Here is a 13,128-nt window from a genome sequence, read left to right as displayed (position 1 = left end):
CGTGGTCGTGCATCGCGCCGGGAGTGAATCAGCGCGCCGCCAGACGCGCCATCAGAGAACTGGCTTCCTGCGACGCTTCGCCACCCTCGACCAGGTGCGCCATGCTCGCCGGCAGCTCACGGCCGTGGTGCTGCATGGCCTGCGCGTACAGACGCCCAGCGCGGTACGACGAACGGACCAACGGACCGGCGAGAACACCGGCGAAGCCGACCTCGGTGGCGTAATCGGAGTGCTCGACGAACTCCTCCGGCTTGACCCAACGCTCGACCGGGTGGTGCCGAGGAGAGGGACGCAGGTACTGCGTGATCGTCAGGATGTCGCATCCGGCTTCGTGCAGGTCGCGGATCGCTTCCTGAACTTCTTCCGGGGTCTCACCCATGCCCAGGATCAGGTTGGACTTGGTGACGAGGCCGTCGTTGCGCGCCGCGGTGATGACGTCCATCGACCGCTGGTACCGGAACGCGGGCCTGATTCGCTTGAAGATGCGGGGGACCGTCTCGACGTTGTGCGCGAGCACCTCGGGACGGGAGGAGAACACCTCGGCCAGCTGCTCGGGCCGAGCGTTGAAATCCGGAATCAAGAGTTCGACGCCCGTGTTCGGGTTCAGCTTCTTGATGTAACGGACCGTCTCCGCATACAGCCATGCGCCGCCGTCGGCCAGATCGTCACGAGCCACGCCGGTGATGGTCGAGTACCGCAGACCCATCGCCTGGACGCTTTCCGCGACGCGGCGAGGTTCGTCGCGATCGAGATCCTCCGGCTTGCCGGTGTCGATCTGGCAGAAGTCGCAGCGGCGGGTGCACTGCTCACCGCCGATGAGGAACGTCGCCTCGCGGTCTTCCCAGCATTCGTAGATGTTGGGGCATCCGGCTTCCTCGCACACCGTGTGCAAGCCCTCACGTTTGACCAGGCCCTTGAGCTCGGAATACTCCGGACCCATCTTGGCCTTGGTCTTGATCCAGTTGGGCTTGCGCTCGATCGGGGTCTCCGCGTTTCGGATCTCGAGGCGGAGTAGTTTGCGTCCTTCTGGGGCCACAGTCACGGATTCGATGCTACGCGCCGAACTTCACGGTGGTGAACTGCGGGTTGGTGGAGACTTGTACCACATCGGGACGCGCTACAGGATGTTCGCTGACCAGCAGAGACCCGTCGAGAGCAGCGGTGACCGCGTCCACGACCGCCGGAATGACCTCGTCGACGGTCACCTCGCGGCCCAATTCGCTCGTCAGGGACGTGACGCCTGCGTCGGCAATCCCGCACGGGACGATGGCGTCGAACCCGGACGTCGAGGAATTGCAGTTCAACGAGAACCCATGGAGCGTGACGCCGCGCTGCACGCGAACGCCGATGGCCGCGATCTTGCGTTCGGGCAGGAGAATTCCGTCACGGACCTCGGAGGCGAGCCAGACACCCGATCGGCCGTCGATGCGTCCGCAGTCGATGCCCAGATCCGTGCACACCGCGATCAGAGCCTCCTCGACACGCCGGACGTACCGCACGACGTCGATCGGCTGTGCCAACTTCACGATCGGATAGCCGACGAGTTGACCCGGGCCGTGCCAGGTGATCTTGCCGCCGCGGTCGACCTCGATGACCGGCGTACCGTCTTTCGGACGATCCTCGGGCGACGTGCGGCGTCCCGCCGTGTACACCGACGGATGTTCCAGCAGCAGCAACGTGTCCCGTCCGACACCGTCGGCACGCATGTCCGCGAGTGCCCGCTGACGATCCCACGCGTCGAGATAATCGACCGTTCCGAGCCGGGACACCTCGATGGAATCGGAACTCTCGCGTGCGGACACAACACCTTCGGTCATAAGCGTCGACGTTACGCCGACCCCGCGCGCGAACGGAATCAGCTCCCGACGGCCGCGCGCAGCGCCTCGCCGACAGTGTTGTGTTCGAACGTGAACCCGGTGTCCTCGAGGACCTTCGGGATGGCGCGCGGGCCGGTGAGGATGGCTTCCTCGGCGAACTCGCCGATCACCAGACGAAGCGCGAATCCGGGAACCACCCAGGGTGCCGGTCGCTTGATCGCCCGCGAGAACGCGCTGTTGAACTGAGCATTGGTGACCGGGGCCGGACCCACCATGTTCACCGGACCGCGCACGGCGTCGTTCTCGATGCTGTGGATGATCCCGCCGATCTCGTCCTTCAACGAGATCCACGGAAAGTACTGACGCCCGCTACCCAACCGACCGCCGAGCGCGAGCAGATACAACGGGCGAAGTTTGCCCATCATCCCACCGCGGCGCGACAGCACCACTCCGCTCCGAAGCATCACCGTCCGTACCCCACCGGCGACGGCATCGGCCGTCGCGAGTTCCCAGTCGCGGCACACCTCGGCGAGGAACCCCTCACCGACACCATCCGATTCGTCGACGATGCGATCGCCGGTGTCGCCGTAGAAGTTGATGCCACTGGCGTTGACGAGAGTCGGGATCCCGTGCTCCGCACAGGCACCCGCCAACACCTCGGTGGGCGTGATCCGGCTGTCGCGAACCTCTTGCTTGTACGCACCGGACCACCGCTTGTCACCGATGCCGACTCCACAGAGATTCACCACGGCGTCACATGAGCGAAGTGCACGCTCGTCGACCGTTCCCGCCGGGGGATCCCACTGGAATTCGTCCGGCCCTGCCGGTGCGCGACGCACGAGGCGGGACACCTCGTGACCTCGTCCGCGCAGCGACGCCACGAGGGCGGTACCGATCAATCCCGAAGAACCTGCAATGACGACGCGCATGGTGTTCGACGCCCCTCTCGACGGTTTCGGGGCGCCACCCGCAGTGCGAGTGGCGCCCCGATTGTGTGGTCTACCCCGATTGTTCGAGGACGATCACGTCCGGAATGTCTGGTACCTCACGATACAGACACAGCCGCGCTCGTGTCGGATCAGATACCCAGGTCCGCCTCGAACGAAGCATCTTCCAGACGCTGCTTGATCGTCGTCAGGAAACGACCGGCATCCGCACCGTCGACCAGGCGGTGATCGTAGGTCAGCGGCAGGTAGACCATCGAACGAACACCGATGGACTCGTTGCCCGCGGCATCCTTCACGACGACCGGACGCTTGACGATCGCGCCGGTACCGAGCATCGCCGCCTGCGGCGGAACCAGAATCGGCGTGTCGAACAACGCGCCCTGGCTACCGATGTTGGTGATGGTGAACGTGCCGCCGGAGAGCTCGTCGGGCTTGAGGCCACCGGAGCGTGCACGCGACGCGATGTCGGCGATGGCGCGAGCCAGACCGGCGAGCGACAGGTCACCCGCGTTGTGGATGACGGGGGAGAGCAGACCCTGCTCGGTGTCCACGGCAATGCCGAGGTGGACATCGGCGTGGTAGGTGATCTCCTTCTTGTCCTCGTCGATGCTGGCGTTGACGTTCGGGTGCGCCTTGAGCGCCTCGACGACCGCCTTCGCGAAGAACGGCAGGTAGGTCAGGTTGACGCCTTCGTTCTTGGAGAACGTCGACTTGGCCTTGGTACGCAGCGCAGCGATCGTCGTGACATCGACCTCGAACGTCTGCGTGAGTTGAGCCGTGGTCTGCAGCGACTCACGCGTCTTCTTCGCCGTGATCTGACGGATGCGATTGATCTTCTGAGTCGTACCGCGAAGGTGAGCGAGCTCGGGGCGAACGCCTGCGGTAGCCGGAGCCGCCGGAGCGGACGCGGCAGCGGGAGCCGCGGCCGGCGCCTCGGCCTGAGCGGGAGCCTTCTTCGCTTCCGCTGCGGCGAGCACGTCCTGCTTGCGGATACGTCCACCGACACCGGTGCCCTTGATCTCGGAGAGATCGACATCGTTGTCCGCGGCGAGCTTGCGCACGAGAGGAGTGACGTAGGGAGTCGCGTCACCGGACGGTGCGGACTCCTGCTTCTTCGGAGCTTCCTGCTTGGGAGCTTCGGCCTTCGGTGCTTCCTGTTTGGGAGCTTCCTTGGGTGCTTCCTGCTTGGGTGCTTCCTGCTTGGGTGCTTCCTGCTTGGGTGCTTCCTCGACCGGCTCGGGCTTCTTCTCGGGCTCGGGCTTCTTCTCCGGCTCCGGGGCCTTGTCGGGCTCGGGGGCCTTCTCCGCCGGTGCACCGGAACCGATCACCGCGAGCTGACCACCGATCTCGACGGTGTCGTCTTCCTCGGCGTTGATCTCGAGCAGCGTGCCTGCGACGGGGGACGGAATCTCGGTGTCGACCTTGTCGGTGGAGACCTCGAGGAGTGGCTCGTCGACCGCGACCTCGTCGCCGACTGCCTTCAGCCACCGCGTGACGGTTCCCTCGGTCACGGACTCGCCCAGCTCGGGCATCTTCACCGGGGTGCCGGATCCGCTCGACTCGGACTTCGCCGCGGGAGCAGCGTCCTCTGCCGGTGCCTCTTCCTCGGCCTGGGGCTCGGGCTCGGCGGCCGGTGTGGGCTCTTCCTCGGCGGCCTCGGGCTCTGCAGCGGGCGCGGATTCTTCGCCTGCGTCGCCGATCTGCGCGAGCTCGCCACCGATCTCGACGGTGTCGTCTTCCTGAGCCACGATCTTCGTCAGAACGCCAGCAGCGGGGGACGGGATTTCGGTATCGACTTTGTCCGTCGATACTTCGAGCAACGGTTCGTCGACCTCGACGGTGTCGCCCTCCTGCTTGAGCCACCTCGTGACAGTTCCCTCGGTGACGCTCTCACCAAGAGCTGGCATCTGGACGGAGAAGGCCATGTCTGTTGACTCCTCGACAGTTGTATGCGGGTAAATTCAGTTCCTACGACTTGTGGTCGCAGAACAGTGTGTGGAAACCAGTGCTGAAACTATTGTGCTGGCGCTGCAAGGTTCGCGGACGATACTTGCGTTAATTGCGGCGAGGTAGTCGACGGACGTCCGCGCCAGGGCGCCCGAACCGGATGTGGCGAGACGGTTGGCCGAAGACGATCGGCTGACTCCAGCTGGCACCTCTACGCCCTTCCATCCGCGATCGGCAATCTTTCTCGACAACGAGAGAGTTGAACCCTCTACCTTCATCCTTCCATCCCTCGGCGTCGCATGTTCCCCGAGGGCTGATCTCGGACTGGCAAACTGGTGAGTAACACGAAGTGCGTGATCCGCGACGACAGATTGACGCACCGATGACAGGAGTCAAGCAGTGGGCTTGTTCGATCGTTTCTCTCGACGCGGCACTGGAGGTAGACGAGCCAAGGAGGGCTCGACCGCGCAGTACCTCGCGGACTGGACCGCGGCCAGGATCGGCGTCGAGGCGTACGTGGAACCGAAGACGACAGTGACTCCTGTCACTGTGGTTCTGGTAGCGAACGACGGCGAGTGGACACGCCGCGCCGTCGACGAGCGCGATATCCGAAAGATCGGCCCGGACCTGAAGATTCCCGTCTACGACGTCCGCAAGACCCGCTACCCCCAGCGCATGCGTGACTACGACGCGCGGCAGAAGATCCTGCGCAAGCGAGCCGAAGGTATGTGAGTGGGAATGTAGGCCCTGGCCTACATTCCCACTCACATAAGGGCTAGCCGTTCTCGACGATGTCCTCGAGTACTGCGAACATCGTCCGCACCGGCACGCCCGTGCCGCCCTTGCCGATGTAACCGAACGGCCCACCCGTGTTGTAGGCAGGACCGGCGACGTCGATGTGCGCCCACTCGACACCCTCGGCGACGAACTCCTTCAAGAACAGTGCTGCCGCCAACATGCCGCCCGCGCGACCGTTGGTCACGTTCGCCAGATCCGCGACCTTGGAATCCAGTTCGCGTCGAATCTCCTTCGGCAGCGGCATAGCCCAACCGTCCTCGCCGACAGCCTGCGACAGCGCTGCTACGCGATCGCGGAACGCGTCGGTACCCATGACGCCAGGCGTGCGGTTGCCGAGCGCGACGACCTGCGCGCCGGTCAGCGTCGCCGTGTCGATCAGGTAGTCCGGGTCGTCCTCGCAGGCACGCACGATGGCGTCGGCCAGAACGAGGCGGCCTTCGGCATCGGTGTTGATGACCTCGACGGTGATTCCGCCGTACTGGGTCAACACGTCACCGGGACGCTGCGCGGTCCCGGACGGCATGTTCTCCGCCATCGGAACGGTAGCGACGACGTCGAGCGCGAGACCGACTTTGGCGGCGAGGATGACCGTCGCGATGACGGCGGCGGCGCCGGCCATGTCGGACGTCATGTTCTCCATGCCCGCGGCAGGCTTGATCGAGATGCCGCCGGTGTCGAACGTGATGCCCTTGCCGACGAGTGCGACCTTCTTCGACTTCCGCTTGCCTCCCGAATGGCTCAGCCGGACAAGCCGTGGCAGCCTCGACGAGCCTTTGCCGACGCCGTGGATGCCGCCGTACCCACCCTTTTCCAGCGCTTTGTCGTCGAGAATCTGGACACTCAGACCCGCTGCGGTGCCCAGTTCCTTGGCGCGCGCCGCGAACTCCTCGGGATAGAGGTGGCTCGGGGGAGTGTTGACGAAGTCACGCGCGAGCGCGACGGACTCGGCGATGGCCAGTGACCGCGCCAGCTCCGACTTCGGCTCACGCGCACGAGGATTCGCTACGAGGAGTTCGACCCGAGCGACCGGGCCGGCGTCCGGACCCGGCGCGGAGAGTGCCGACTTGAACTCGGTGAACGTGTACGCGCCGAGGAAGAAACCCTCGGCGGTCGCACCGAGATCGAGCGAGGACAGAGTGGTGGCAACGGTTCCCGTGCCGCTCAGTGCGCGAGCCGCGGTGCCGGCCGATCGCCGGATGCGCTCGTCGTCGATGTCCGCAGACGCGCCGAGGCCTACACCGAGCACACTGGACACGCCCAGTGCGGAGGGCGCGGGAATGCGCGTGAGTTCGTCCGCCTTGCCGGTTGCGCCGACGCTGTCGAACGCGTCGAACAACGTCGTCGCGACGGCGTCGTCGAAGACGTCCTCGTCGGTGTGCAGTTCCAGCCCTTCGTCACTCGTACTCAGGGCGACGACCAGTACGTCGACGTTCTTGCCGATTCGGCCGGCCAGCGCCAGCTCGGGTCCGAGGGTGCGGGATGAAGTCGAGGGCACGTGGCAGCTCCTACAAAGGGATCGATTGTGTCGGTCGGCTTCGATCGTAGTGATCGCCGCGGTGACGATCACCGCCGCGAGGGCTGTTGTCCGCTAGCGTTGGCGACCATGAGTGAAGCCGAGCTCGTCAGAGGTCCCGCGCACACCGTTCACGTAGAACTCGGTGCCACGTTCGCGCCGTTCGGCGGATGGGAGATGCCGGTGTCCTACTCCGGTGTCGTCGCCGAGCACAAAGCAGTTCGAGAATCCGTCGGCGTCTTCGACGTCAGTCACCTCGGTAAGGCTGTCGTCAGCGGACCGGGTGCAGCGCAATTCGTCGACGCGACGTTGACCAACGATCTCGGCCGCATCCGGCCAGGCAAAGCCCAGTACACGTTGTGCTGCACCGAGTCCGGCGGCGTCGTCGACGACCTCATCGCCTACCACGTGAGCGACGAGGAGGTGTTCCTCGTCCCTAACGCGGCCAACACCGCAGCGGTCGTCGCGGCACTGGCGACACAGGCGCCCGCCGGCGTCACCGTCGCCGATCGGCATCGAGACTTCGGAGTGCTCGCCGTGCAGGGACCGGGATCGCGTGCGGTCGTGGAGAGCCTGGGCCTTCCGGCGGACATGGAGTACATGGCGTTCGCGGACGCGACGTGGCGAGGAGCGCCGGTGCGAGTGTGCCGCACCGGTTACACCGGAGAACACGGGTACGAACTCATCCCGGCGTGGTCCGACACGGAAGCCCTCCTACGGGCGCTGGTCGACCAGGTCCGAGGCGTCGGCGGGCAGGTCGCCGGGCTCGGTGCCCGAGACACCTTGCGCACCGAAATGGGTTACCCGCTGCACGGCCACGAACTGTCACTGGACATATCGCCGCTGCAGGCCCGGTGCGGGTGGGCAGTCGGATGGAAGAAGGAACAGTTCTGGGGCAAGGACGCCCTCGTCGCGGAAAAGACTGCCGGTCCCGCGCGTGTGCTGCGCGGGGTCAAAGCACTCGATCGCGGTGTCCTTCGTCCTGGACTCACCGTCACGCACGACGGCAAGTCGATCGGAACCACCACGTCCGGCACGTTCTCACCCTCGCTCGGAGTCGGAATCGCACTAGCATTGCTGGATTCGAGCGCCGAGGTGACGCCAGGGGACACCGTCGAGGTCGACGTCCGCGGCCGCGCCTTGGCGTGCGAGATAGTCGCTCCGCCGTTCGTCTCCGTCAACACCAAGTGAATACCTGGCTGCGCGGAGGATTAAGATTCCTCACATGACAGGCACTCCCGAATTCACCCGCGTGCAGCATCCCTCTCCGGCTCCGTCGGAAGCCAGAGAAGCAGTACTGGCCGCGCCCGGGTTCGGGAAGTTCTTCACAGACCACATGGCGATCATCGACTACACCGCCGAGAAGGGCTGGTACGAGCCGACGATCGCGCCGTACGGTCCCATCGAGCTCGACCCGGCCGCGATGGTTCTCCATTACGGCCAGGCCATCTTCGAAGGCCTGAAAGTGTACCGCCAGCCGAGTGGTGAGTTCGCGTCGTTCCGCGTGCTGTCCAACGCGGAGCGTTTCCGTACGTCGGCGAAGCGGCTCGCGATGCCGGAACTGCCCGATGAACTGTTCCTCGGATCGATCGAGCAACTGCTCGCCGTGGACCACGAGTGGGTTCCCGAGGCCGGCGGCGAAGACGCTCTGTACCTGCGTCCGTACATGTTCTCCACCGAGGCAGGCCTCGGAGTCCGGCCGGCGGACGACTACCGCTACATGCTCATCGCATCACCCGCAGGCGCGTACTTCCCACGCGGTGTCAAGCCCGTCAAGGTGTGGCTCTCGACCGAGTACGTCCGTGCCGCCCCCGGAGGCACCGGCGCGGCCAAGTTCGCGGGCAACTACGCCGCGTCGCTCCTCGCGCAGGCCCAGGCCAGCGACGAAGGCTGCGATCAGGTGGTCTGGCTCGACGCCATCGAGCGACGCTACGTCGAAGAAATGGGCGGAATGAACCTGTTCTTCGTCTTCGGCTCCGGTTCCGACGCCCGGCTCGTCACCCCGTCCCTCTCGGGCTCGCTTCTGCCGGGCATCACGCGCGACTCTCTGCTGACGCTCGCAACCGACTCCGGCATCCCCGTCGAGGAACGTCGGATCTCCACCGAGGAATGGCGCAAGGGTGCCGAATCGGGCGAGATCACCGAGGTCTTCGCATGCGGAACCGCCGCCGTCATCACCCCGGTCGGAACCGTGAAGTCCGCCGAGGGCGAATTCGTCATCGCCGACGGCGAGCCAGGTGAAGTGACCCTCGCGCTGCGAGACACCCTGACCGGCATTCAGCGTGGCACATTCGCGGACACGCACGGTTGGATGACCAAGCTCGGCTGACCAGATCTGCCTTCCGCGGATCGTCCCATCAGGCGGAAGGCAGACCCGCCAGCAACCCCACCACGACGATCGTCGTCGTCATCTCCACAGCTGCGCCCAGAACGTCTCCGCTGACACCGCCGAACCGTCGGACACAGTGTCGAACGCCCAGTGCGGCCGCGCCCAACGCGGCAACGAGCACCACCGGACCCTGCCACCACCGACCGTCGACGGCGAGAGCCGATGCTGCAACAGACAGTACCGCCCACGTGGACACCACGACGCGGGACTGCGAATCCGCAACCAATGCACCGAAACCGGTGTCCGACGCGGGCCGGACGCCGCGTCGGCACGCGAGAACGACGGCGACGCGCCCGGTAGCGACAGCGACGACGACAGACCACCACTGATCGGCCGAGGCGAGAGCGCCGAACCCGGCGGCCTGAACGAGCATCACCAACCCGACGGCCGCGACGCCGAACGGACCTGCGCTTCCGGACCGCATCACTTCACGGGCGCGCTCGGGTGGCCCGTAGCACCCCAGTCCGTCAGCCGTGTCCGCCAGCCCGTCGATGTGCATACCTCGGGTCAGCAACGCGAGCGCCGCGACGCTCAACGCCCCGGCCAGGACGGCAGGCAGAGACGCGGCAACCACGCCGATCCACAGAACGGCCGCCGCCGATACGCCGAGCCCGACTCCCACCAGTGGCGTCCACCCGATCGCGGCACGGGCTTCGTCGCGACCGACCGTCTCCGGGCCGCGCACCGGCACAACCGTCAACCACGACAGTGCCAAACGCGGTCCGACGAGCATTACGTGGTGGTCTCGGTGCTGACCCCCGCTGCAGCGAACGTCGACATCTCGCCGAGAGTGGCCACCGCCGCGTGCACCACATTGAGTGCAACGAGTGCACCCGAGCCTTCGCCGAGACGCATGTCGAGCTCCAGAACAGGCTCGATCCGCAAGTGACGCAGCGCAATCGAGTGAGCAGGTTCGGTCGAGCGATGGCCGGCGATCCACCATTCACGCCCGCCGCGAGCCGACTCCTCCGCCACCAATGCTGCCGCGGTCACGACGAGACCGTCGAGGATCACCGGGGTACGACGGTGCGCTGCCTGCGCGACAAAGCCCGCCATGGCCGCGATGTCGGCGCCGCCGGCGACTCGAAGCAATGCCACCGGATCCTTCACGACCGGCCGTGCCCGACGCATCGCGTCACGGATCGCTGCGGTCTTCCTGATCCAGCCTGCGTCGTCGATCCCGGTACCTCGTCCGACTGCGGCGACGGGTTCGGTGTCGGTGAGTGCAGCGATCAACGTTGTTGCGGGAGTGGTGTTTCCGATTCCCATGTCGCCCGCGATCAGTAGATCGGCACCGCCGTCGACCTCCTCGTCCGCGAGGGCGCGGCCCGCATCGATCGCGGCGAGAACCTCGTCCGAGGTCAGGGCGTCCTCTCGATCGATGGATCCGCTGGAACGACGAACCTTGTACGTGCTCACCGCAGGATCCGTATCGGTGGCGACCGAGATGTCGACGACTCGCACCGACGCCCCGGCGACCCCCGCGAGCGCATTCACCGCGGCGCCGCCGGCAGTGAAGTTGGCGACCATCTGCGCGGTGACCTCTGTCGGGTACGCCGACACCCCGTGAGTAGCCACGCCGTGATCACCCGCGAACACCACCACTCGTGGCCTGACGATCGGCGACGGAGGGCATCGGTCCTGGCAGGCGGACACCCACTCGCCGAGCTCCTCGAGCCGCCCGAGGCTGCCCACGGGCTTGGTCAGCGATCGCTGCAGCTCCGAAGCCTGCACTCGCGACTCCGCCGACGGAGGTGCCACGGGACGCAGGGGCGTCGAGAAGTCCTCGGACTCCGAAGGGGCTGTCACAGGCGACCTTTCATCGAAAATCGGAACCGCTGTCATCGTCGGTCTTCGGGTTGTCGGACTTCAGTGGCAGCGGGAGGCCGGCGACGACGAGAACGACCGTCTCGCACGTGGCGGCCAGTCGGGAATTGAGGGTACCCATCTCGTCCTGGAACAGCCTGCCCGAACGGGTCGCGGGAACCACACCCCACCCCACCTCGGGGCTGACGAGAACCAGATCGCCCCGGTACTGCTGCACGGCCGCACACAGTGCGTCGGTGGCTGGGGCGACGGTTCCTCGCGGCAGATCCCAGGCATCGGCGTCGTCGAGGGCGCCGGTCAACCAGGTGCCGAGATCGTCGACGATCGTCGTACCCGGATGTGCTTCGTGCAGCGTCACCGCAAGCCCGTCCGACGATTCCACGGTGGACCACTCCGACGGACGACGCGCGCGGTGCGCGTCCAGACGAGCATCCCAATCGGCGTCGCCGACGATGCGGCGTCCCGTCGCGACATATCGAACAACAAGCGCCTCGGCGGCAAGAGCTTCCGCGTACGCAGACTTACCCGACCGCGTACCCCCGAGGACAAGCGTGCGCCGCACGATACTCACGTGGGCCGCAGCGGTCAGACTGCTGCGCCGCGCTCGACGCGTGGCTTCGGCGCGCGCATCTTGCGCAACTGCGACGCGCGGACGAATGCGTACCAACCGAGGCGGAAGCCACCGTCGGTGGTGTCCGGGAAACGCTCACGCACCCGATTGTTGATCTGACGGCCGATGAAGATGCCCTCGATCACCATGAACAGCATCATCACGAACATCGCGAGAGTCACGAACGCCTGAACGGCCGGGCTGAGGAACAACGCGAAGATCAGGAGCAACGCCAACGGCATGAACAAGCCGACGAGGTTGCGTCGTGCATCCACCAGATCGCGCGCAAAGGCCCGAACCGGCCCCTTGTCGCGGGGGAGCAGGTACTTGTCCTCACCGGCCAGCATCCGTTCACGACGCTCAGCAGAGGCCGCGCGCCGCTCGGCCGCGGCTTTCTTCCGGTCGTCCTTGGAGCCCCGGTTCGCCTTCCTGCGCTCGCGGGCTTCCTTGCTCGTCATCGGCGGTGGGGCGACCGGACCGCGGCGCCGCGCCTCGGCTTCCCGACGCTTCGGCGTCGGCCGACCCTTGCCGACGGCAGGAGCCGTCTGGTCCGTGGCGGGGGACTCGACGGACTTCGAATCGTCCCCGTCCGAATTGTCAGAGTTTCCGCGGCGTAGCAACTTCACCCTCCCAGGTTATGGGATGACGACGAAGTCCTGAACACCGGCCGCGTCGCACACGTCCGAAGTCCGGGGTTTCCACGCTCGAATCGGTCTTCGACGCCCGTGGCTCGTGAGGAATAAGCGGGAGCGGAGTACGGTTGAGGCGTTCACGGGTTTGGTACGACTGACAGGGAGAGCCCATGACCGTCTCGAACGAGACCATCACGCACAAGGTCACGATGACAGAAGCCGCGTCGTCGAAGGCCAAGGCGTTGCTGGATCAAGAAGGCCGCGACGACCTCGCACTGCGCATTGCTGTGCAGCCCGGTGGTTGCGCAGGTCTGCGCTATCAGCTCTTCTTCGACGATCGAAGCCTCGACGGCGACCTCGCGGTCGACTTCAACGGCGTCACGCTCGCCGTGGACCGGATGAGTGCTCCGTACGTCGAAGGTGCGTCCATCGATTTCGTGGACACCATCGAGAAGCAGGGCTTCACGATCGACAACCCGAATGCCACAGGCTCGTGCGCCTGCGGTGATTCGTTCAACTGAGTTTTCAGCACAACCTCTGACCGGTACTCGCTCGCGGGTACCGGTCAGAGGTCTGTTCACACCCAACCGCTGGGTGAGTGGGAATGTAGCCCAGGGGGCACATTTCCACTCACCTAGCCCGTCTCGC

General features: G+C 65.8%; 13 protein-coding genes. 4 read left to right on the top strand and 9 right to left on the bottom strand.

The window, feature by feature from the left end:
- Window positions 1-28: 28 nt before the first annotated feature.
- The 4 genes from lipA to sucB all read right to left on the bottom strand — a co-directional run bounded on the left by lipA (window position 29) and on the right by sucB (window position 4,689).
- The gene (gene lipA, locus ACFULT_RS20280; RefSeq protein WP_170945313.1) at window positions 29-1,042 is read right to left on the bottom strand and encodes a lipoyl synthase; all 1,014 of its coding nucleotides are present in this window, start codon (window positions 1,040-1,042) and stop codon (window positions 29-31) included.
- Between the two features lie 10 nt (window positions 1,043-1,052).
- Window positions 1,053-1,817, bottom strand: coding sequence for a lipoyl(octanoyl) transferase LipB (lipB, locus tag ACFULT_RS20275; RefSeq protein WP_037109212.1), 765 nt, complete (start codon window positions 1,815-1,817; stop codon window positions 1,053-1,055).
- Window positions 1,818-1,855: 38 nt separating this feature from the next.
- Window positions 1,856-2,746: a TIGR01777 family oxidoreductase gene (locus ACFULT_RS20270; RefSeq protein ID WP_037109210.1), complete on the bottom strand. Its 891-nt coding sequence runs from the start codon at window positions 2,744-2,746 to the stop codon at window positions 1,856-1,858.
- A 149-nt stretch (window positions 2,747-2,895) separates the two neighbouring features.
- Entirely contained in the window at window positions 2,896-4,689 is a 1,794-nt protein-coding gene (gene sucB, locus ACFULT_RS20265) for a 2-oxoglutarate dehydrogenase, E2 component, dihydrolipoamide succinyltransferase (protein WP_378482242.1), read from the bottom strand.
- Between the two features lie 421 nt (window positions 4,690-5,110).
- On the opposite strand from sucB, the gene ACFULT_RS20260 reads away from it, so the two are divergent.
- On the top strand, window positions 5,111-5,443 hold the full coding sequence (locus ACFULT_RS20260) for a hypothetical protein (protein ID WP_019665984.1): 333 nt from the start codon (window positions 5,111-5,113) through the stop codon (window positions 5,441-5,443).
- Between the two features lie 43 nt (window positions 5,444-5,486).
- Here the strand turns inward: ACFULT_RS20260 and ACFULT_RS20255 are convergent, their stop codons facing one another.
- Window positions 5,487-7,004: a leucyl aminopeptidase gene (locus ACFULT_RS20255; RefSeq protein ID WP_037109205.1), complete on the bottom strand. Its 1,518-nt coding sequence runs from the start codon at window positions 7,002-7,004 to the stop codon at window positions 5,487-5,489.
- Between the two features lie 108 nt (window positions 7,005-7,112).
- On the opposite strand from ACFULT_RS20255, the gene gcvT reads away from it, so the two are divergent.
- Both gcvT and ACFULT_RS20245 read left to right on the top strand, forming a co-directional pair.
- The gene (gcvT, locus tag ACFULT_RS20250) at window positions 7,113-8,213 is read left to right on the top strand and encodes a glycine cleavage system aminomethyltransferase GcvT (RefSeq protein ID WP_378482241.1); all 1,101 of its coding nucleotides are present in this window, start codon (window positions 7,113-7,115) and stop codon (window positions 8,211-8,213) included.
- Window positions 8,214-8,247: 34 nt separating this feature from the next.
- Window positions 8,248-9,351 carry a branched-chain amino acid aminotransferase gene (locus tag ACFULT_RS20245; protein WP_094721445.1) on the top strand — a complete coding sequence of 368 codons (1,104 nt, stop codon included), beginning with the start codon at window positions 8,248-8,250 and terminating at the stop codon, window positions 9,349-9,351.
- A 28-nt stretch (window positions 9,352-9,379) separates the two neighbouring features.
- On the opposite strand, the gene ACFULT_RS20240 is transcribed toward ACFULT_RS20245, so the two are convergent.
- The 4 genes from ACFULT_RS20240 to ACFULT_RS20225 are packed head-to-tail and all read right to left on the bottom strand — an operon-like array spanning window position 9,380 to window position 12,474.
- Complete coding sequence (locus ACFULT_RS20240) at window positions 9,380-10,144, bottom strand: adenosylcobinamide-GDP ribazoletransferase (protein ID WP_378482240.1); 765 nt, start codon at window positions 10,142-10,144, stop codon at window positions 9,380-9,382.
- On the bottom strand, window positions 10,144-11,256 hold the full coding sequence (gene cobT, locus ACFULT_RS20235) for a nicotinate-nucleotide--dimethylbenzimidazole phosphoribosyltransferase (RefSeq protein ID WP_378482239.1): 1,113 nt from the start codon (window positions 11,254-11,256) through the stop codon (window positions 10,144-10,146). Before cobT ends, ACFULT_RS20240 begins: the two co-directional genes overlap by 1 nt.
- Complete coding sequence (gene cobU, locus ACFULT_RS20230) at window positions 11,231-11,809, bottom strand: bifunctional adenosylcobinamide kinase/adenosylcobinamide-phosphate guanylyltransferase (protein ID WP_378482238.1); 579 nt, start codon at window positions 11,807-11,809, stop codon at window positions 11,231-11,233. The genes cobT and cobU overlap by 26 nt, the downstream gene beginning before the upstream one ends.
- A 14-nt stretch (window positions 11,810-11,823) precedes the next feature.
- A complete protein-coding gene (locus ACFULT_RS20225; RefSeq protein ID WP_019665977.1) occupies window positions 11,824-12,474 on the bottom strand; it encodes a DUF3043 domain-containing protein in 651 nt (216 codons plus the stop codon).
- A 176-nt stretch (window positions 12,475-12,650) separates the two neighbouring features.
- On the opposite strand from ACFULT_RS20225, the gene ACFULT_RS20220 reads away from it, so the two are divergent.
- On the top strand, window positions 12,651-13,001 hold the full coding sequence (locus tag ACFULT_RS20220) for an iron-sulfur cluster assembly accessory protein (protein WP_019665976.1): 351 nt from the start codon (window positions 12,651-12,653) through the stop codon (window positions 12,999-13,001).
- Window positions 13,002-13,128: the final 127 nt, after the last annotated feature.

This window comes from Rhodococcus sp. NPDC057297 (assembly GCF_042667435.1).
Lineage (GTDB): Bacteria > Actinomycetota > Actinomycetes > Mycobacteriales > Mycobacteriaceae > Rhodococcoides.
This window is presented reverse-complemented; position numbering and strand designations above follow the sequence as displayed.